The organism is Telluria sp. ZB4P37 (assembly GCF_059685855.1).
In genome coordinates, this window is sequence record NZ_JCASID010000013.1 from 57,310 (window position 1) to 76,417 (window position 19,108).

20 protein-coding genes and 2 pseudogenes are annotated in these 19,108 nt (G+C 60.3%); 3 read left to right on the forward strand and 19 right to left on the reverse strand.

Annotated elements, in window-relative coordinates; genetic code table 11:
- Positions 1-289 precede the first annotated feature (289 nt).
- The gene (locus AC56K1_RS18340) at positions 290-553 is read left to right on the forward strand and encodes a hypothetical protein (protein WP_497159234.1); all 264 of its coding nucleotides are present in this window, start codon (positions 290-292) and stop codon (positions 551-553) included.
- Here the strand turns inward: AC56K1_RS18340 and AC56K1_RS18345 are convergent.
- The 4 genes and pseudogenes from AC56K1_RS18345 to AC56K1_RS18360 form a co-directional block, all read right to left on the reverse strand.
- Positions 546-1,721 (reverse strand): annotated as a pseudogene (locus AC56K1_RS18345) (IS3 family transposase). The gene AC56K1_RS18340 and the pseudogene AC56K1_RS18345 sit on opposite strands and share 8 nt — an antisense overlap.
- A gap of 230 nt (positions 1,722-1,951) precedes the next feature.
- Positions 1,952-2,281 (reverse strand): SMR family transporter, encoded by a 330-nt coding sequence (locus tag AC56K1_RS18350; RefSeq protein WP_497159235.1) that lies wholly within the window; start codon positions 2,279-2,281, stop codon positions 1,952-1,954.
- 134 nt (positions 2,282-2,415) lie between these two features.
- Positions 2,416-2,808 carry a hypothetical protein gene (locus AC56K1_RS18355; RefSeq protein ID WP_497159236.1) on the reverse strand — a complete coding sequence of 131 codons (393 nt, stop codon included), beginning with the start codon at positions 2,806-2,808 and terminating at the stop codon, positions 2,416-2,418.
- A 416-nt stretch (positions 2,809-3,224) separates the two neighbouring features.
- A complete protein-coding gene (locus AC56K1_RS18360) occupies positions 3,225-4,307 on the reverse strand; it encodes a S41 family peptidase (RefSeq protein WP_497159237.1) in 1,083 nt (360 codons plus the stop codon).
- A gap of 434 nt (positions 4,308-4,741) precedes the next feature.
- On the opposite strand from AC56K1_RS18360, the gene AC56K1_RS18365 reads away from it, so the two are divergent.
- Entirely contained in the window at positions 4,742-5,764 is a 1,023-nt protein-coding gene (locus AC56K1_RS18365; protein WP_497159238.1) for an IS110 family RNA-guided transposase, read from the forward strand.
- Positions 5,765-6,249: 485 nt separating this feature from the next.
- On the opposite strand, the gene AC56K1_RS18370 is transcribed toward AC56K1_RS18365, so the two are convergent.
- From AC56K1_RS18370 to AC56K1_RS18395, 6 genes and pseudogenes are all read right to left on the reverse strand, one after another.
- Positions 6,250-7,401, reverse strand: a complete 1,152-nt coding sequence (locus AC56K1_RS18370) for a sensor histidine kinase (RefSeq protein ID WP_497159239.1) — start codon at positions 7,399-7,401, stop codon at positions 6,250-6,252.
- 371 nt (positions 7,402-7,772) lie between these two features.
- Positions 7,773-8,123 (reverse strand): annotated as a pseudogene (locus tag AC56K1_RS18375) (transposase); the annotation flags it as partial.
- A gap of 162 nt (positions 8,124-8,285) precedes the next feature.
- Positions 8,286-8,597, reverse strand: coding sequence for an antibiotic biosynthesis monooxygenase family protein (locus AC56K1_RS18380; RefSeq protein ID WP_497159240.1), 312 nt, complete (start codon positions 8,595-8,597; stop codon positions 8,286-8,288).
- 591 nt (positions 8,598-9,188) lie between these two features.
- Positions 9,189-9,530 (reverse strand): YciI family protein, encoded by a 342-nt coding sequence (locus AC56K1_RS18385; protein WP_497159241.1) that lies wholly within the window; start codon positions 9,528-9,530, stop codon positions 9,189-9,191.
- A 225-nt stretch (positions 9,531-9,755) separates the two neighbouring features.
- The gene (locus tag AC56K1_RS18390) at positions 9,756-10,289 is read right to left on the reverse strand and encodes a DinB family protein (protein ID WP_497159242.1); all 534 of its coding nucleotides are present in this window, start codon (positions 10,287-10,289) and stop codon (positions 9,756-9,758) included.
- 101 nt (positions 10,290-10,390) lie between these two features.
- The gene (locus AC56K1_RS18395) at positions 10,391-11,293 is read right to left on the reverse strand and encodes an alpha/beta fold hydrolase (protein WP_497159243.1); all 903 of its coding nucleotides are present in this window, start codon (positions 11,291-11,293) and stop codon (positions 10,391-10,393) included.
- 260 nt (positions 11,294-11,553) lie between these two features.
- Between AC56K1_RS18395 and AC56K1_RS18400 the strand changes: the two genes are divergently transcribed.
- Positions 11,554-12,390 carry an alpha/beta fold hydrolase gene (locus AC56K1_RS18400; protein ID WP_497159244.1) on the forward strand — a complete coding sequence of 279 codons (837 nt, stop codon included), beginning with the start codon at positions 11,554-11,556 and terminating at the stop codon, positions 12,388-12,390.
- 12 nt (positions 12,391-12,402) lie between these two features.
- On the opposite strand, the gene fliR is transcribed toward AC56K1_RS18400, so the two are convergent.
- The 9 genes from fliR to fliJ form a co-directional block, all read right to left on the reverse strand.
- Positions 12,403-13,236, reverse strand: coding sequence for a flagellar biosynthetic protein FliR (gene fliR / locus AC56K1_RS18405; RefSeq protein WP_497159245.1), 834 nt, complete (start codon positions 13,234-13,236; stop codon positions 12,403-12,405).
- Between the two features lie 10 nt (positions 13,237-13,246).
- Positions 13,247-13,516 (reverse strand): flagellar biosynthesis protein FliQ, encoded by a 270-nt coding sequence (fliQ, locus tag AC56K1_RS18410; protein ID WP_171082344.1) that lies wholly within the window; start codon positions 13,514-13,516, stop codon positions 13,247-13,249.
- A 9-nt stretch (positions 13,517-13,525) separates the two neighbouring features.
- On the reverse strand, positions 13,526-14,275 hold the full coding sequence (gene fliP / locus AC56K1_RS18415) for a flagellar type III secretion system pore protein FliP (RefSeq protein WP_489875958.1): 750 nt from the start codon (positions 14,273-14,275) through the stop codon (positions 13,526-13,528).
- The gene (fliO, locus tag AC56K1_RS18420) at positions 14,265-14,996 is read right to left on the reverse strand and encodes a flagellar biosynthetic protein FliO (protein ID WP_497159246.1); all 732 of its coding nucleotides are present in this window, start codon (positions 14,994-14,996) and stop codon (positions 14,265-14,267) included. The genes fliP and fliO overlap by 11 nt, the downstream gene beginning before the upstream one ends.
- 125 nt (positions 14,997-15,121) lie before the next feature.
- On the reverse strand, positions 15,122-15,559 hold the full coding sequence (fliN, locus tag AC56K1_RS18425) for a flagellar motor switch protein FliN (RefSeq protein WP_497159247.1): 438 nt from the start codon (positions 15,557-15,559) through the stop codon (positions 15,122-15,124).
- A gap of 91 nt (positions 15,560-15,650) precedes the next feature.
- Positions 15,651-16,634, reverse strand: coding sequence for a flagellar motor switch protein FliM (fliM, locus tag AC56K1_RS18430; protein WP_497130531.1), 984 nt, complete (start codon positions 16,632-16,634; stop codon positions 15,651-15,653).
- A 12-nt stretch (positions 16,635-16,646) separates the two neighbouring features.
- A complete protein-coding gene (gene fliL, locus AC56K1_RS18435; RefSeq protein ID WP_497159248.1) occupies positions 16,647-17,168 on the reverse strand; it encodes a flagellar basal body-associated protein FliL in 522 nt (173 codons plus the stop codon).
- 134 nt (positions 17,169-17,302) lie between these two features.
- On the reverse strand, positions 17,303-18,610 hold the full coding sequence (locus AC56K1_RS18440) for a flagellar hook-length control protein FliK (RefSeq protein WP_497159249.1): 1,308 nt from the start codon (positions 18,608-18,610) through the stop codon (positions 17,303-17,305).
- Between the two features lie 35 nt (positions 18,611-18,645).
- On the reverse strand, positions 18,646-19,089 hold the full coding sequence (fliJ, locus tag AC56K1_RS18445; RefSeq protein WP_497159250.1) for a flagellar export protein FliJ: 444 nt from the start codon (positions 19,087-19,089) through the stop codon (positions 18,646-18,648).
- Positions 19,090-19,108 lie beyond the last annotated feature (19 nt).

Genomic DNA, 19,108 nt, shown 5'->3' on the forward strand with positions numbered 1-19,108 from the left:
GAGATAATCGTAGAGTTTCCATTTTTACCAGTTACTACGCGAGAAGTAGCGAGAGCTATTATCAAATATGAGTTCGAGGAGGTAGTTGCACCATTTGGTCCAGGTGGGGGTTTCACCACGGAACAGGCACTGAGAAGGTTTGCGATTTCCGATGTACGCATATCAGCTTTCATTGCCGGCAACGGGCTAGGGTCCGATTGATTTAAAGTTACGAAGAAGTGGTGCAATGTTTTTCAGTCAATAACGAACGGTTGGACGATCAAAATTTTTGTGAATAGGAGAAACGCCAATGAAATTCGGTGTAGACGAACGAGAGTACCTGAACGAAATGCGAATACTAACAACCGACAATGCAGGAAATGAAATCTTTGTTGGTTTGACGGTTGCAGAATCTAGAGAGTACTACGAACTGACCCGGCTGGACCGCGGCGTTAAAGGGGATAGTGAGGCTCGTGACCGTCAGTTAGTTTTGAACGAGAAGCACGAGACGGAACGTATGGCGATACTAGGGGCAGAAGCTGCGGCCCGACAGGATACTGTGGTGGTCAAGTAAATTCGGACACGACGATAGGTTTTTTTGCTGCCATGTTCCGTTCATAGACGGAGGGCGGCAGGTTGCCCAGAACTGAATGCAGGCGTTCGGTATGTAGAAGCCGACGATGTAGGCCCCTATATCGAGCTTGGCTTCCGCGTGGTTGGCATATTCACGCTGCCAGACGCGTTCCATCTTCAGGTTCAGGAAGAAGCGTTCTGCGACGGCGTTGTCCCAACAGTTGCCTTTGCGGCTCATGCTGCAGACGAAGCCGTGACTGCCTAATAGCGCCTGGTACTGGGCACTTGCGTACTGGCTGCCACGGTCCGAGTGAACGACCAAGCCTGCACCGGGCCGTCGCTGCCGAACAGCCATGTGCAACGCGTCGCAGACGAGCTTTGCCGGCATACCCGGCGCCATGGCCCAGCCGACAACCTTGCGCGAGAACAGGTCGATCACGATTGCCAGGTATAGCCAGCCGGCGCCGGTCCGGACACAGGTGATATCTGAAACGTAGGCCTTGTTTGGCGCCGTTAGATTGAATTGGCGGGCCAGCACATTGGCGGCGACCGGCAAATCATGCCGGCTGTCGGTAGTGTGGACGAATTTGCGCTTCCAGAGCGGTTTTAAGCCCGCTTGGCGCATCAAACGGCGCACTTTGTAGCGACCGGCCATGACGCCGCGATCTGCCAGCGCCGCCACAATACGGCGGCTGCCCTAGCTTTGATGACTCGACGCGAAAGCAGCACGCATATGAACGCTGGCTGCGCAAACAATTGGAGTCGCCGCGCGGCGCTTCGCTTCGTAAACGCCGGATCGGCTAACGCCCAGCATGCGGCAGCTACGCGAGACAGGAATAGCCTTCGTTTGCAGATCGTCGATGAGCCGAAAGCTCATTTCAGCTCGCGGGCAAAGAAGGCCGATTTTTTTTTAAGATGGATACGTCTTCTCGCAACTGGCGGTTCTCTTGCTCCAACTGCCGGATCCGCTGTTGCCCGGGTGTCAGGGTTTTGCCAATGCCTTGCTGGCCGGACTGCTCGGCGTCGTACTGTTCCACCCAGCGACAGATGGCGCTCGGGCAAATGCTCATGCTCTCGCTTGCATGCTGAACACTGAGACCCTGTTCCTTGATCATTTTGACGACCTCAAGCTTGAAGCTGGGATCGAAACTACGGCGCTGCCTTGTTATGCAAATCTCCTCGGATGCTGGATTGTCCACCTATCGAGGTATCCTGACAAATTAAATCACTACACCAGCTTCGTTGCCTGACGCCCCATCTCGCAATCTCCGCATCTGCAAGCACTTACATCACGGTAGGCGATGAACCCCTTATGATCAAGGGAGTTTTTCAACGGAATAGACCCAGAGCGGACATTTCGCGAATGTGTTCAAAGCCTGCATCACGCCCAGGTCAGACGTTAGTGAGCAGATCTTGAGAAAACATTCATGACGACGACGCCAGAGATGATCAGGGCTATGCCAATCAATGCTGGACTGTCTAGCTTCTGTCCGAACAGCAGCCACCCAGCTAACGAGATTAGGACGATTCCGACGCCAGACCAGATGGCATAAGCTATTCCAACAGGAATCGATTTTAACGTTAATGACAGGAAATAGAACGCAATTCCATAGCCGATCAGTACCACGATAGAAGGGACGAGCTTCGTAAATCCCTCGCTGGATTTCATTGCTGACGTAGCGATCGTTTCCGCCACAATGGCGATGCCCAGGGCTATCCACTTGTTCATTTAATTCTCCGGTTGACATTGGAGTATGTATAGATATCGATAGCCCGTCTAGTCTATGCAAACGACGAAAGCTGTGAGCAAACCGAGCCATGACAGGGTCTAAAAGCCCAAGTTTGCACCGCTTCTTGTCTACTTCAGGCCGATCTCGGCCGTTCGCGGTACGGCTCCTGACCCGTAACAGACATCTGTTGATTGCTATCCGTTGACAGAACTAACGATCCGCGCATCCATTTGATGAGCGACGGATCAGCACATCCAGAAGCCTCCATAGTCCGCGCTAAATGCTCGTGGTTGGCGTTCATTTCGGGTATCAGCGACGCGAAAGCAAAGTCGTCATTGAAGGCCGGCTCAATGTTCAGTGATATGGCCTTACCTAAACGACGTATCGACGCAGTGACTTGTTCCAGCTCTGCCCCTATCCGGTCGTCGCTATCATCCTTGTTCAGAGATTCCGTGTACGCTTCTAAGCAACCCACCAGCCTTTGATGACCATAGATGCACTGCCCTAATATTTTGTAATCCATCATCCTCTCACTGGGTTAGCGGCACGGCTGAAGCTGCCTTCTCGGCACCGTCCGCTCTTCGCCGGGAGCAGTCTACCAGCGAAGGACCACAACCCATTGCAGACCTTCAACAGCAAGACTATCCGCCCTTCAACAGAGAGACTTTCGGTTGCGTGCGAGAGGGAGTCAGGGTTTCTTTGCCCAAATCGCGGTGGAAACTAGCACAACGGTTTTGAAACTCGACGGTGGGTTGAACATCCAGACCATGGGCCAGCAGTCGACGAAGGCTGCACTGCATACATCAACTCGCTATGCGCGTGTTTGACCCTCCAGGAGTGGGCACTGGTCGCAGGCGGCTGCGCGGTCGAGTTATACCTCTGTCCGCTCCGCCCTACCTGCGCTGGACGCACCGACCGGCGCAGGGCGGTGCGTTGCCGGCATCACTGTCCCGCGGCGGCTGGCGGGGTGTTGCCCTGAAGCTGGCGGTGCAGCAGGTCCCTGGCCATCGCAAGCGCATCGTCCGGTTTTGCCGCGACATCCGGAATGACGCCCAGACCCTCCCAGTTGGTCCGGGTAATCGGACTGATCGTCCGCCGGGCGGGTATCAAGGCAAGGAAATGTTCGCCAAGGCGATAAGGGCGCGTGGGGTGGGCGCCGCCCCAGGTCCGCTCACCGACCACCGTGGCGCGTTTCATGGCCTGCATCGTGTAGGTGAAGTCTTCCCCGGCGGACTTCGTGCCGGCGCCGGCTAGGATGATGACCGGCTTCTTGCCGCCATAGCGTTTGCCGTCGAGCTTGTCTTGCGTCCAATACTGCGTGGAGATGCCGGTATCGCGATCCCAGATGTCGTTGAGGCGCGTGCGCTGGTCGACGAAATAGCTGACCAGTAAGGCGACTGTGTCCGCCCCGCCGCCGCCGTTGTTGCGCAGGTCCACGATGAGGCCGTCGGTATCGGCGAGTTCGTTCATCGCCGCGGCGTACCTTTCTGCCATGAGGAAAGACGGCGGGAAGCCTGACAACTTCAGGTAGCCGATCCTGGGCGTCAGGTGTTCGACCTGTTCCACGCTGCGGTTTGCCATCTGGCGCATGAGCTGGCGCTTGTCGGCGGGCACGCGCTGCTCCCACTCAGCTTGCGACGCGGGTGGCGCTCCGCCTGCATCGTCGGCCGGGAGCGGTCTGGGACTGAAAAATACCGACATATGCAGGTCACGGACAACGGCGCGCACGTCGTCCGTGAGCTGTATTGCAAACTGTTTGCCGTCCGACATGGCGTCGTACTTGCCTTCCCGCTGGTGCTGGCGCACCGCCGTTTCGATCTGCTTGGCCTTGTCAGGGAAAACATAGTGGTCATTCAACTTTTTTACCAGCGTGTCGATCACTTCCAGCCGCGTTGCGTGATCGACCGCCAACGTAGATTCACGCCTGCTTCCTTCACCAGGAGACGGCGGCGTAAGTGGTGCGGCAACTGCGCCAGTGAGAGTCAGCACCAGCAAAGACGTTATGACAATCCATTTCTTTTTCATTTTTTCCTCTGATTGTGGCACGCAGGTTTCGATGTTGGGTAGGCGTATCGGAAACAATTACTTCTTCAATGAGGCATGGAACCGACTCAAGAATAGCATGACAATTGCTATTGAATAGCAATATTCAATGCTTATGCGATGAGCATGACTGTGGCTGATAGTGACGACGGTTCAACGTACTGACAGCAGATGAGTGAGCGGGCCAACAAGAAAAAAGCTTGATGAATGTTCGCGGGACCTTGCACTGGATCCCAATCCAAGGAATTGATGAGGCCACCCGAGGGTTCGTTCAACGATTCACGCCAGCGGCCAATCCGTTCGCGCGCATTTCAGCTGAGACCCCTTTCAATGGGATGGACGCCCCCACCTGTAACGGCATCAGATGTGCCAAAGTGAAAGTGTCAACCAACCACTGAGTCGAGGGGGGCGTCACCATGAAGATTACGACAATCGGCATCGATTTGGCAAAGAACGTGTTTCAGATTCATGGGGTCGATGCGCATGGCAAAGCAGTACTTAAGAAGCAGATTAAACGCGAGGAGATGGCGGTCTTCTTCGCTAACCTGGCACCGTGTCTGATCGGCATGGAAGCATGCGGCGGGGCTCATTACTGGGCCCGGAAGCTGCAAAGCCAGGGTCATACAGTCAAGCTCATGGCCCCGCAGTTTGTTAAGCCATACGTCAAGACCAACAAGCATGACGCGGCTGATGCCGAAGCTATTTGCGAAGCGGTAACCCGTCCGACGATGCGCTTTGTTCCAGTCAAGCATGTCGAACAGCAGTCGGTTCTAGCGTTGCACCGAGCTCGACAGGGTATGGTCAGAGCCCGTACTGCACAGGCAAACCAGATCCGCGGCCTAGTAGCCGAATTTGGACTAGTCATCCCTCAAGGCATTACGCATCTATATCAACGCGTACCGCTGCTGCTCGAGCAAGCGAAAGACGAGCTACCTGGCCTATTCCGACAACTAATACAGCGTCTCATGGCGCACCTGAAAGTACTCGACCGGCAAGTAGATGAGATGGAGCTCGAGATTCAGATGTGGCACCGTTCGAACCCATTGTCGCGCAAGCTAGAAAAGATTCCCGGCATTGGACCCCTCACAGCAAGCGCCATGGTTGCATCAGTAGGCGATGCGAAGAGCTTTGACAATGGGCGTCAGCTCGCAGCGTGGCTTGAACTGGTACCCAAACAGCATTCCAGCGGAGGTAGGCCAACATTGCTGGGGATGAGCAAGCGAGGAGATTGCTACCTTCGCATACTGCTAATTCACGGGGCCAGAGCGGTGATCTATGCGCTCAAGCGCAAACCACCAACGATAGGATGGCTTGCCAACTTACTGGCACGGCGCGATAAGAATATTGTCGCTGTCGCTTTGGCGAACAAGAATGCACGGATCATCTGGGCGCTTCTGGCCCAGGATCGAGAATTCCGATCTGATTACGCAAAACCGTAATCAGATCGGTGAGCGACGACGAAATTAAGGGGCTGTAGGCAGATCAAACCACCGATTGCTCAGGCAAACACGAAGTGATGGCAAGGCAGGTAAGACCGTAGTCGGCAAAGCACGTTTGGGTCGGAGCATGAAAAATGCGCGCTTTCGATTGGGGCGCCGACTAGCAAATCCCATCAGGGACCGCAGTTACTGCTGCACCAAAGTCCGGATGTACGGGTGCAATCTTTACCTTCTGCTGATCATGGAACGAATGCTTGGCAAACCGGGGGTGTCCGTGTACGAACCAAAGTGGATGTGGCGGCCGCAACATTCTATGTAAAGTTCGCCTCTTATCGACGCGCACTCGAGGCACAGTACTCATCTGAATACTCAGGTCCAGCCGTCCGGGCCAGTCAGCCAAAGGTCGAATGACATTAAGAATTGCGCATCGCTAGGCACAGATGAGCGGTCTAGCTTGCATAAAGCGCGCATCTTGGTCAAATCGGTTACGACACGGCGAGATGTTGGCTTGCTTCTTCGACGAAAGGGCGGCAGTCAACTGGAATATCGATGATAAATGTCGTACCCAGTTCTGGCGAGCTGTCTACCGAAACACTGCCGCCGTGGCTCTCCCCCACGGCCTTCACGAACGGCAGTCCAATGCCCCAGCCCGTTGCCGACAGCGGCCCCGGTTCGCGACGAAGGTATTCGAAGATTCGATCGTGCTGCTCCTCGGGGATCGCGTTCCCTTCATTGTGGACGCTGAGCATCAATCGGCCTCGCGTCTGGTGCGCCACGATCTTGATGATGTCTCGGTTGCCATACTTGATCGCGTTGTTGATCAAGTTTTCCAAAGCGCGCCGCAGCGAGGCGCGGCACCAATATCCCATGACTAAATCGCCAGAAATCTCAATGACGACATCGTTGTCTTGGCCATGAGAATATTGCTCTTGCGTTTCTCGCGCCAAGTCGAGGATGTCGAATCGGGTCAGATGCAGGGGAATTTTCGCCGCGCCTTGAAAGGTCAACGCGTCGAGCAGTTCCGCCATCATTTCTTCGAGCCTGTCCGTATTCGCTTCGATCTTGGCCGCGACATTTCGTATCATCGACCAGTCAGATGTGATCCTTAGGAGCTGGGCGCCATTGGCGACTACTGATAGTGGTGTGCGCATGTCATGGGAGAGGGCGGCGGCCACCTTGTGGCGCAGCTCCTCGTGAATGCGCGTGAAGGAGCGGATCGCCTCGCGCGTCGCGGCGTTAATTGACCGGTCGATAATTGCCCACTCGGCCTCGCCCAGTTCCACCCGGCCTTTGGCCACAATGGCGATCGACTCGCGAAGGATTTGATATTCGTGGACCACCTGGTCGGGCCCAAACGGAGTCATGCGCGCACGCTCACTGCCGTGGACGCCGGCCGCGTTCGTACAGCTTGATCCTTGTTCACGAGGATGATCGGGACTCAAGGCCTCCGCGATATTGTCGAAAAATGCTGGAAGCGTGTTGGTCAGCACCGGGCGCAGCAGGTTGCGAGCGCCCTCGACTCGCTCGCGCACTTCCTGCTCCCAATGATCCATGACCGCGTCGCGGATCGCGATGAACTGCAGTCCAGTCGGGGAAACGCCTCGCCCGTAGGAATTTTGGTCAGTTGCCAGTGTCATGCTCTTCTCTCAAAGGAGCCGTTCCAACGTCGCTTCGACGTCGTCTTTCTTGGGCATCGTTGTAAGGTCGCGCGCCGGGCGGCGCAATTTGTGGTGGAATCAACAGAAGTTGGCAGGAGATTGCTGCGCCTCAATTATATAGTGCGGGCCAGCGGCCATGAAATGGGCGATAGCTCATGCAAAGCAAAATCGTTTAACTGTGGCGCGACCGCAACTGGGCGTCATATGTTGACATGCAGAAAGATTTTTCGCTGGAGAGCGATCCATCTTGAGTCTAGCTCCTGGCGCGCTTGCTCGCCGAACCGGCGCTCATCCATGAATCAATGTGAGGGAATACTGGCGCCTTGGTTGAAACTTCGGGAATCCCTGTGTTTGCAGCCGAGTTTGCCACGGTCGGTCGGATTACGGCCCGTATGTTCGCCACCGGCAGGTGCCGGTACGCTAGCGGCGTCAGCGCTGGCTCGATCCCAGATGATCTGGGCGTGCTCGCGGAGCCGTCGCAGAAGCGCCTCATGGATACGCTGCCAAACGCCGGCTTGCATCCATTTGTGAAGTCGACGCCAGCATGTCATGCCACTGCCGCAGCCGAGTTCGCGCGGGAGATACTCCCACGGTATTCCAGTCTTGAGGACAAACCGGATCCCAGTCAGGGTCGCGCGATCTTTGATACGTCGCCGACCGCCCTTCAGCGATCCTCGGTGGGCCGGGAGATGGGCTGCTATGAGCGACCAAAGTCTTCAAGAAGAAGTGCTTGGGCCATGGCATCACTCCGTCTGCGAACACGGCCGCTATCTTAATGCTCGGACTGAGCCTGTGTACTCCGCTATCGACTGCGCATTCAACCGTCACTCGGGCCTGTCAATGCTATCACCAGCCTGTTCCCCTTAGTCGGGAGCTACTGGTATCAGGAGATCGGCAACGACGTCACCCCGAAGTGGGCCATCTACAAGTTCAGCGAATTCACGCATCTGGTTTCGCAGTTCGACCATGCGCGCAGTAGGCTCGGGTTGTGTAGACCAGAAGAGTTCGGACGGCCATTGGGCATACGCAAAATAGTGGCCGTCGGCGCACCGATGCAAACGCGACCCCAGACCGCCTCGCTCATCGCGTATAAGTTCGGTGAGTTCCAGCCAGGCGTGCTCGAAGTCTCGCTCACGACCAGAGGCTACTTTCCATTTAAAGTAAATCGCGTGCATAACATCCTGTCGGGATTGCGGCCGAACCCTGCCGGTGGAAGTGGATACCAGCTTGCCGTTGAGAGTTTAGGCAGCATGGCTCCTTGCTATGTTTACAGTTTACAGCCGCAAAGGACCGCTTCTGGCCGAAGGCGGCTGTTCAGCTCAGCATATCAGGTCGCCAGGGCCGGAAGATCGCAGATTGTCACGAAGGGGGAGCCGGATCCAAAGCGGACGCTCTAAAACCATCGAAAATCAGGGTCGAACAGACGTGGTAAGTGTCATCTCTGAAGCTTCAATAATGATGAGGTCGCCAGACTGCACCTCAATCTCGTAGTGGCCGCTACTCGGCATAGAAAACGAACTTATCGATACCGAACGTCCCTAGCTTTGCTTCCGTGGCAACGTTAGGTGCGACATTGCCGAGAACGTTACAAGGCAGATTCCCAACGTGCCATGGTCTACTTCGACGATACAAATCCCATCTGCCCAATTGACGCGCACGGCTACTAGTGTCGCATCGTGCAAATTCACATCTTCAGTCATAGGTTTCACTCAGCCCTTTCGGTTAGAACTGCATCCCGCTCTTGGCCGACTACAGACTGGGGGTAGTCAGCACTCGGGGTCAAAGTAGAACTCGCGGAGCTCTTGTGTACAGCGGCAGGCGGCAGCCAATTTAGCCGCCCAATGGACAGCGGCCTCCCTGGACGGCAGCTCGAGCAAACAAAACCCGCCGTCCAGCTCTCTCGTCTGCCGGTAAGTCGCGTTCGTACAATGTCTGTCAGCCGACACCATCAGCGGATCTACCTCGCTATTGATTCCGCCGCCGAACACATAAATCCCTGCGGCTTTTGCTTCTCGGATGAGGGCATGCGACGCCTCGCTGACAGCAGCCATGTCCTCGTCGGCTACCACCATCGCGCTTGCAGGAAAGGAGATAAGGAATGTGGTCATTGCCAAGGCCCCGATGACGTTTAATAAGAAAAGGCGTGTGAACTAGGCACGATCAATGCCACGTCAACATTCATATTGGACCTAACTGGCGATAGGCGCAGTTTGACCCGACTGGTTCCCTCTGATGCCGCATTCGCCCTGAAGCAACTCTGCATCCGCTCGGCGCGCGCACATCCTGCCTGACAAGCACCGGCGCTTTTTCCGCTCCGCGAGTGACACCACATGCTAAACGTATTCCGGTATCCACTCGACCAGGTCAGTCACGCCTATATCAATGCCTGATTGGGAAAGCAGCGTACTTGCCTGACCCCGGTGATGCGTCTGATGATTGAACAGGTGCAGCAGCAGGCTCCCAAAATTCTTCCGGAAGCTGCCGCGCGAGTTCTTATACGACAGGGGCTGTGCCAGGTCTTCGTTGCTGACTTCTGCCGCCAGGGCAGTGATGATTGCATCGAGCCGCACACGCAGTGCCAGTAGCAAAGCCAGTTCCTCGCCAAAGGCATGCGCAAGGCTGGTGGGAACAGGCATGTCGGCCATCGCGTTCAGGGACGCAAACTGCGATGGATGCCCTCTGAACCGGCGCAGCCAGATGATGTCCCCGGCGACGATATGGTTCAGGGTGCCAATGGCGGAGCCGAAAAAGGCGCCCCGGTCGGCGCTGAGCACCTCCTTCGGCAGCAGGGCCGCAGCGGCATACAGCTTGCTGTTCATCGACACGTTATAGGCCGCCAGTAGAACGATATCGTCGCGGGTGGGCATCCAGTTTTTCAGATTTGTCGAAACGGTGAAGGAGTGCCGCCATCGTCCGGCCCAGGCCGGACGATGGCAGCACAGGGATCAGGACTTCAGGCCGTGCAGCCTCAGCGCGCCGACAGGAACGCCGCCATCTCGGCCTGGAAGCGCTGTGGCTGGTCCCACATGATGAAGTGGGCGCTATCCGGAATGCGCTTGAGGGTCAGCTGCTTGACCGGCGCATACGCGCCCTTGTAGACGCCGTCGAACTGTTCCGGCGCCAGCGGCACGGTCCTGGGCTGGACGTACAGCACGGTGACCGGCACCGTAATCTTCGGCAGTTCGGGAATCAGGTTCGTGACGATCAGTTCCCGATAGGCGCGGATGCTCACGTCCGGGTCGCTGGCCGCGGAATCTTTGATCGCGACCGGGCGCATCGCCTCGGTGTCGATCATGCCGGCAATGGTGTTGCTGGTGTTCTTGGCGCGCTGCTCCGGCGTGGCGGCGCGCATGCCGGCGCTGATGCGGTCGGCCGCGGCGTCCACCTGGCTCGGGCTCGCGCCCGGACCGGCGAAGAAGGTGCCGAGGAAGGGGAACATGTCGACCACCATCAGGCGCGACAACCGCTGTGGATGGCGGCTTGCCAGCATCATGCCGATGGTGCCGCCCATCGAGTGGCCGATGACTGCCGGCTGCTTGAGGTTCGCCTCGCCGATGTATCGCGCGATCTCGTCGGCGACCGGAGCGGCCACGGTGCCTTCCTTGTTGCCGCCGGCTGGCTGCCCGGCGAATCCGGAGACCTGGACCAGATGGTAGCGGTAGCCCGGGAGCTTCTCGACGGCCGAAGACCACACGCGCGGCGACGAATTCAGGCCGGGGATCAGGACCACGTCCGGCCCGGTGCCTTCGGTACGCACGGTGATGCGCTCCGAGGAAAACGGTGCGGCAAATGCGCCGCTCAGTGGAAGTGCTGCCAGAACTGCTACTGCGCATGCGACAAAGCTGCGGCGCGACATCTTCGTTGAACTCATCCTGTCTCCTGTTGGATATGACATGGGCGCTGGTAGCGCATCGGGGCCGATCACAAGCCGGTCTGCTATCGGTAACCAGCCAGTATATTTGCTTATGCCGAGGCGATTCTCGCACATTGTCACAGGGTGCCGAGGCGATATCTCACGCAATCCCGCTGCCAGCAAACTACCGTTCATCACAGCTTGCGTCGGTCTGTCGCAAATCCGCTCCGCCTGCGCGGCCTTGGCGCGATGCTGGCGTTTTCTTCATGGAGACGCCCGTGTTCAAACCAGTCCTGATCCTGTCCACTCTGTGCCTGTCATTGTGTGGTGCTGCCGGCGTGGCCTGCGCCGCCGCGCCTGCGCCCGTCGTCGACACCATCGGCGGGCGCCAGGTCGAATCCTTGACCATTCGCCATCCCGCATCAAAAGAGGTGGTGGTGTTCGAAGGCGGCTCGCGCAATACGATCGACAAATGGGGCACGGTGCCGGAACTGCTCGGGCAGGATGCCACGGTGTTCGTCTACAACCGCCCCGGTTATGGCAACAGCGCCGTCGCCGCTACGCCGCGCGACGGCCGCACGATAGTCGAGGAACTGCGCGCGGTCCTGCGCCACAAGGGCCTGCGCCCGCCCTATGTGCTGGTCGGGCATTCGCTGGGCGGCCTGTACATGCAGCTGTTCGCGCGCGCCTATCCGGAAGAGGTCAAGGGACTGGTGCTGGTCGATTCGCTGTATCCGCGCATGGTCAAGCGGGTCGAAGACTTTCCGATGTGGTCGCGCCTGGCAGGGCAGCTGGGCTTCTCGCGCTCGGTCTGGCGCGAAATCGAGAAGATCGACGAGACCGGCGACATGGTGCTGGGCATGGGAAGCATCGACGACAAGCCGATCGTCCGCCTGGTCAACCGGCCCACCTCGGCGACGGCGATCCCGGTCGATTTCGGCGCCTTCCGGATGGACGAAGACACGCGCAACCAGGTCCGCGCGCTGTATCCGAATGCGAAGACGATCGTGGCCGATTCCAGCCACCAGATGGCGCTGACTTCTCCGGACGTCGTGAAGGCCGCGATCTTGCAGGTGATCGCAACCGGCGGCAAGCAGGCCGTGGCAGGGCGGTGAAGTGGGCTCCGGTCAGCCCGGAGCAGGTATGGTCGCGACTGGCGCGGTCACCGGCGCCGGCCGTTGCGCCCCGGCCCGCGGCACCGCGCGTCCGGCCTCGATTCCCTGGTTGAACAGGTTCACGATCGGCATGCCCAGGTAGGGCAGGGTCAGGCTCAGGGTCAGGAAGCCCACGCCCAGCGTGACCGGGAAGCCGATGCCGAAGATGTTCAGCTGCGGCGCGGCGCGCGTGAGGATGCCCAGCGCGACGTTGGTGATGAGAAGGGCGGCGACGATCGGCAGCGACAGCTGTAACCCGGCCGAGAAAATGCGGCCGCCCCAGCGCACCAGTTCCAGCGGGGCGTTGCCGGAGAACGGGGTGCTGGAGATCGGCAGCGTGACAAAACTTTCGGCCAGCGCCGCCAGCAGCACCAGGTGGGCGTTCACGGCCAGGAAGGCCATGGTCGCCACCAGCGCCAGGAACTGGCCGACCGCCGACGAGCGGCCGCGCGAATTCGGGTCGAAGAACATGGCGAAGCCCAGGCCCATGGTCATGCTGGCGACCTCGCCGGCGTACTCGATGGCGGCGAACACGATGCGCATCGCGAAGCCCATCGCCACGCCGATCAGGAGTTCCTTTACCAGGATCAGGATGCCGGCCCAGGAGCCCGGGTCGACGGCCGGCAGGTCGGGGACGGTGGGGGCAATGACGGCGGCCAGCAGCACGCCCAGCGCGACCTTGATCGATACCGGCACGCCGGCATTGCCGAACAGCGGCGCGGAGGCGACCAGGCCGAGGATGCGCGTGAGCGGCCAGATCAGCCCCGCGATCCAGGCGTTCATCTCGCCCGTGGTCAAGCTCAGCATCGCGGCCCGCTCAGCCGATCATGCCGGGAATGCCGGTGAAGACCTGGCGCATGTAGTCCAGCATCACCGACAGCATCCACGGGCCGGCCACTACCAGTGCGACGAAAATGCCGACCAGTTTCGGGATGAAGGAAAGCGTCGCTTCGTTGATCTGGGTGGCGGCCTGGAAGATGCTGATGATCAGGCCGATGATCAGCGCCACCAGCAGCAGCGGGGCCGAGACCATCAAGGTCACCTCCATCGCGTTGCGGCCCATGGTCATGACGGTTTCGGGTGTCATGCGGGCCTCCTAGTAGAAGCTCTGGGACAGTGAGCCCAGCAGCAGTTGCCAGCCATCGACCAGCACGAACAGCATCAGCTTGAAGGGCAGCGAGATCACGGCCGGCGACATCATCATCATACCCATCGCCATCAGCACCGAGGCCACCACCATGTCGATGATCAGGAAGGGTATGAAGATGGCGAAGCCGATCTGGAAGGCGGTCTTGAGTTCACTGGTGACGAACGCCGGAATCAGGACGCGCAGCGGGATGTCTTCGGGGCCCTGCAGGGCGGGCGAGCGCGAGATCTTCACGAACAGGGCCAGGTCGGACTGGCGCGTCTGCTTGATCATGAATTCCTTGAGCGGCACCACGCCACGGTCCAGCGCCTGGCTCATCTCCATCCGGTTCTCCTGCAATGGCAAGTAGGCCTCGGTGTAGATGCGATCGAACGTCGGGCCCATCACGAAGAAGGTCAGGAACAGCGCCAGGCCGACCATCACCTGGTTCGGCGGCGCGGTCTGGGTGCCGAGCGCCTGGCGCAGCAACGAGAGCACGATGATGATGCGGGTGAAGGCAGTCATCATCAGGAGCGCGGCCGGCAGGAAGGTCAGCGCCGTCATCAGGATCAGCGTCTGGACCGGCAGCGAGAAGGCGGTGCCGCCGCCCGGGGCGGGGCGCGAGGTGAAGGCCGGGATGCCGGGCTGGGCGAGGGCGGCGAGCGGCAGCAGCGCCAGTCCCGCCAATCCCACCCACAGCAGGAGTCGTTTATTTCGCATTACGTTTGTCGATCGTTTTCTTGAGCCAGTCGCCGAAGCTGGCGGCAGGCGTTGCATGTGCGGCGAGCTGCGCGTCATGTCCCAGCGCGCCTTCCTGGCGCGGCATGGTGGCCAGCGCATTCACGCGGCCGGGCGAGGCGCCGACGACGATCCACTGGTCGCCGACTTCGACCACCATGATCCGTTCGCGTCCGCCGATATTCAGAGCGCCCACCAGCCTGAGGTTTGCGCTTGCGCCCATGGCGCGCGGGCCGAAGCGCTTGAGCACCCAGGCCATGCCCAGCAGCAGCGCGAGCACCAGCACCAGGGCCAGGATGGTCTGTAGCAGGCTGCCGGCGCCGGGCGTGGCCGAGCCGGGCATGACCACTTGCGGCGGACGCTGGCCAGGGGCCGGTGTCGTGGCGGGGGCGGTGGTGGTGGCGGCAGGCGTATCAGCAACGGGCGCCGGCGCGGTATCGGTGGTGACGGCATCAGGGCCGGGGCCTTGCACCGGCGTCGAGATCGGGCCGGATGGAGCGGGGCGTGCCGGGGTGGCCGGGCGGCCGGCCGTGGTGGCGCCGCGGGGCAGGGGTTGGGTTTCGACGGACGCAGGGGGCGTGACCGGGATGGGGGCTGGAGCGGGTTCGGTGCGGGGAGCTGTCAGCGCTGTTGCAGGTGCGGTGACTTGTTGCTGGGGCGTTGGCGCCTGGTCGGCGACGACCGGCGCAGCGCACGCCGACAAGGGCAGCAACAGCGTCGCTACCGCAACCCGTAGGGCGCGCAGGTTCCCTGCCCACCCTACAACGTCGCCCGCCGCGGATTGCACAACAGGATTGAGAGAATGCGGTAAAGCGACGTTGCGCGAGGTCATTTATTCAGTTTTCTGATCCGTTCTGATGGCGTAATAATATCAGTGAGACGGATACCAAACTTGTCGTTCACGACGACCACCTCGCCCTGGGCGATCAGGCAGCCGTTGACGAGCACGTCCATCGGCTCGCCGGCCAGGCCGTCGAGCTCGACCACGGAGCCCTGAGCCAGTTGCAGCAGGTTCTTGATCGCGATCTTGGTGCGGCCGAGTTCCACGGTCAGCTGCACCGGGATGTCGAGGATGAAGTCGATGTCGTTCGGCGTTTCGTTGCGCGTGCCCTTGTTCGAGAAATCCTTGAACACGGCGGCCGTCGGGGCGGCTGCTGCTTGCTGCTGCTGGCGTTCGAGCGCCGCGGCTTCGGCCGCGGCCTGCTCGGCAATCGCCGCGCCCCAATCGTCGTCGAGACCGCCTTGGTCGTCCTGGGTATCAGACATCTTGCTCTCCTGTTGCCGGCAGGTTGCCGGCCCTATTCATTACCTGTTGCTATTAATCGCGGCCAGCATTGATGACTGCGCTATCTGGATATTACTTGTTGAAGCTGTCGCTGTTGGCCAGCAGTTTCTCGATCTTCAGCGCGTACTGGCCGTTGAAGACGCCGTAGGTGCAGTCCATCACCGGCACGCCGTCCACCGTGGCCTGCAGGGTTTCGGGCACCGTGATCGGGATGACGTCGCCGATCTTCATGTTCAGGATCTCGTCGAAATTGGCGCGGCCTTCGCCCAGCACCGCCACCAGCTCGACTTCTGCGACCTGGATCTGCTGCGTCATCAGGCGCACCCAGCGCTTGTCGACTTCCAGCGCCTCGCCCTGCAGGCTCGAGGTCAGCGCATCGCGGATCGGCTCGATCATCGAGTAGGGCATGCAGAAGTGGATCTGGCCCGACACAGAACCGAGCTCGATGGTGAAGGTGCACGACACCACGACCTCGTTCGGGGTCGCGATGTTGGCGAACTGCGTATTCATCTCGGAACGGATGTACTCGAACTCGACCGGATACACCGGCTCCCACGACTTGGTATAGGCCTCGAACACGATGTCCAGGATGCGCAGGATGATGCGCTGCTCGGTCTGGGTGAAGTCGCGGCCTTCCACGCGGGTGTGGAAGCGGCCATCGCCGCCGAACAGGTTGTCCACCAGCAGGAACACGAGGCCCGGATCGAACACCATCAGGGCCGTGCCGCGCAGCGGCTTCATGTGGATCAGGTTCAGGTTGGTCGGCACCACCAGGTTGCGGATGAATTCGCTGTACTTCGAGACCCGCACCGAGCCGACCGAGACCTCGGCGCTGCGGCGCAGGAAATTGAACAGGCCCACCCGCAGATACCTGGCGAAACGCTCGTTGATGATCTCGAGCGTCGGCATGCGGCCGCGGACGATCCGCTCCTGCGTTGCCAGGTTATAGGTGCGTACCCCCGAGGTGTCTTCAGGCGCGGCGATGTCGTCCTGGTCGCCGTTGACCCCCTTGAGGAGGGCATCGACTTCTTCCTGGGAGAGGAAATTATCGGCCATGGTGCATCAAGCCTACTGGATGATAAACGAGGTAAATAGTACGTCCGTTACTTCCTGCTCGTCGCCTTCTTTCTCGAAGGGCTCGCGGATGATGGCCTGGATCTCGGCGGCGAGCTGCTGCTTGCCCTGCACGGTGCTGATCTCCGACGCCTTCTTGCCCGACAGGAGCAGCAGCACGCGGTTGCGCACGATCGCCATGTTGTCCTTGATTAGGGTGCTCTGTTCGGCGCCCTCGACCTGCAGCGTGAACTGCACCTGCAGGTATTGCTCGCCGTTTTCCGGCTGCAGGTTGACGGTGAATTGCTCGACCGGCACGTATTCCGGCTTGACGCCGGTTTCCTTCTTCTTCTTCTTCTTGCCATCCTTGGCAGTCTCGTGGCTTTCCGCCGCGCCGTCGCCGGCTTGCATGAAATACCAGGCCGCACCGCCGCCGCCGCCGAGCAGCAGCACGGCCGCCGCGACGATCACGATCAGCTTCTTCTTGGAGCCGGCCGGGACGACTACGGCTGCGTCTGCTTTGGGGTCGGCCTTCATTTTCGGATTCGCTTTCAAGATGCCTTTACTGCCTAAAAGAATGGGTGCGTCATTATGGCATTATCGGTGGGAAGGCCAGCCCGGCAAGCCTCGAAAAGAGAGGATAACGGGTGGCAATCCCAACGATATCGTGCTTACGCGAAGGTATCGACCAACCCGCTGTCGCCCAAAATCACCGTGCGCGTCGCTGGACGGACATCCTCGGCAGCAATCACACTGCCGCCGTGATCGAAGCCCGCACGGCCGCCGTTACCATTGCGGCGCTCGCCATCCTGTGCCTGCTGCTGTTGCTGCGTCCCGGCGTCCACCGTCGCATTGCCCAGCGTGATGCCGCTCTCGCTCATCATCTCGCGCAGGCGGGGAAGGGCGTTTTCCAGGGCCTGGCGCACTTCCAGCTCGCTTGAGGAGAAGGCAATACTGGTGCCTTCGTTGCCCACGTTCAGCACGACCTGCACCGGGCCGAGGTCCGGCGGGTTGAGCGTCAGCGTCGCGGCCTGCTCCTTGCCCACCATGTAGACGATGCGCTGGCTGACCTGGTTGTCCCAGGCCGGGGTGCCGACGCGCGCCGGGATGCGGTCGGTCGGCACGGCAGCCGGGGCCAGCGCCTCGAGCTTGGCGGCCTGGGCCTGCAGCTGGGCCGGGCCTGGTGCCGGGGCCTCGACGATGGCGGCATCAACGCCAGCTTCGCGTCGGCCCTGCAGCGCCTTCGGATCGCTCTGCACGGCGGCCTGGGCGGTTTGCTGGAGCATGCGCAGGTCGGCGGTTTCTTGTGTCGTTGGCTGCACGCCGGTGGCCAGCGAGAACACGGCTTCACCCTCGGCCGCTGTCGCCAGGGCCGGATCGCCCGCGCTCACGGCGCCGTCCGTCGGCTCGAGCTTGGCAAACGCGGACTGCAGCGCGGCGAGCTGGACATCGGCGCCGGTTGCGGCAGCGGTGGCGGCTTCGGCGGCAACCGGTGCGGGGACGGCTGCTGCCGGCTGCGCCAGGCTGGCCATGAAGGCGAGCATGTCGGTCACCGGGCTGGTTGCGGCTTCGGCGGCAGCAACGGCCGCTGCGCTGGCCGACTCGGCGGCGGCTGCAGCATCTTCCGCGCCCTCGGCTTTGGCAACCGCATCCGCCTGCGCGGTCGCAGGCGCATCGGCTGCAGCTTCGTTCTGTTTCGCCGGTTCGCGCGCCGCTGCTTTCGGGCCTGGCGCGGCCGGCTTCTCGGCAGCCTGTTGTTTGGCAGGCGCTGCCGGCTTGTTGGCGGAGGCAGGGCCAGGCGCCGGCATCGGTGCGCCGGTGATCTTGCCAGGGGCCTGCTGGCGCTGGGCGATTTCGCGCGACAGCGTGGCGCCGAACTGGCCCGCATTGGGGGCCTGCACGCCTGCGGCGGCATTGCGCTGCGGCTGCGCCAGCGCGTTGGCGCCGGAGACCTGGAACGGAAGGGTTGTCGTCTGCATCGTCATATGCGTTTGAGCCTAAATTCAGCGGTGAATCAGCGTTGTTTGTAGCGGGCGCCACGGGCTGCGTGGTCGTCCATCAGTTTCTGGTCGCGCTTGTTCTCGATCGCCAGTGCCTCAAGAGCTGCGCGCTCGTTCAGGGTGCGGTAGGACAGGCGCTTGCGCTCGCTTTCCTGCCAGGCCTTCTTCTCAAGATCCGCCTTGTACTGCGCATGCTTGATCACTTCGCGCTGGCCGATGATCGCGTTGTCCAGCTTGCCGATGAAGGCGACGAAATTCTGGTACGAGAACGGGGTGATGCCTGCCATCTGCGCCGCGTCGAGCTTGCGCACGTATTCGTCGCGGTAGCCGTCCAGCATCACCAGCTTCTGCTCGCCTTCCTCGACTGCCTTCAGGGCGCTACCTAAACGCTTGGCAATCGCGTCGGAATCGCGCTGCGCAAGGTCAATGAGGGTATCGAGGGCGGATGCTTGGGCCATAGTGGATCAAATTATAGTT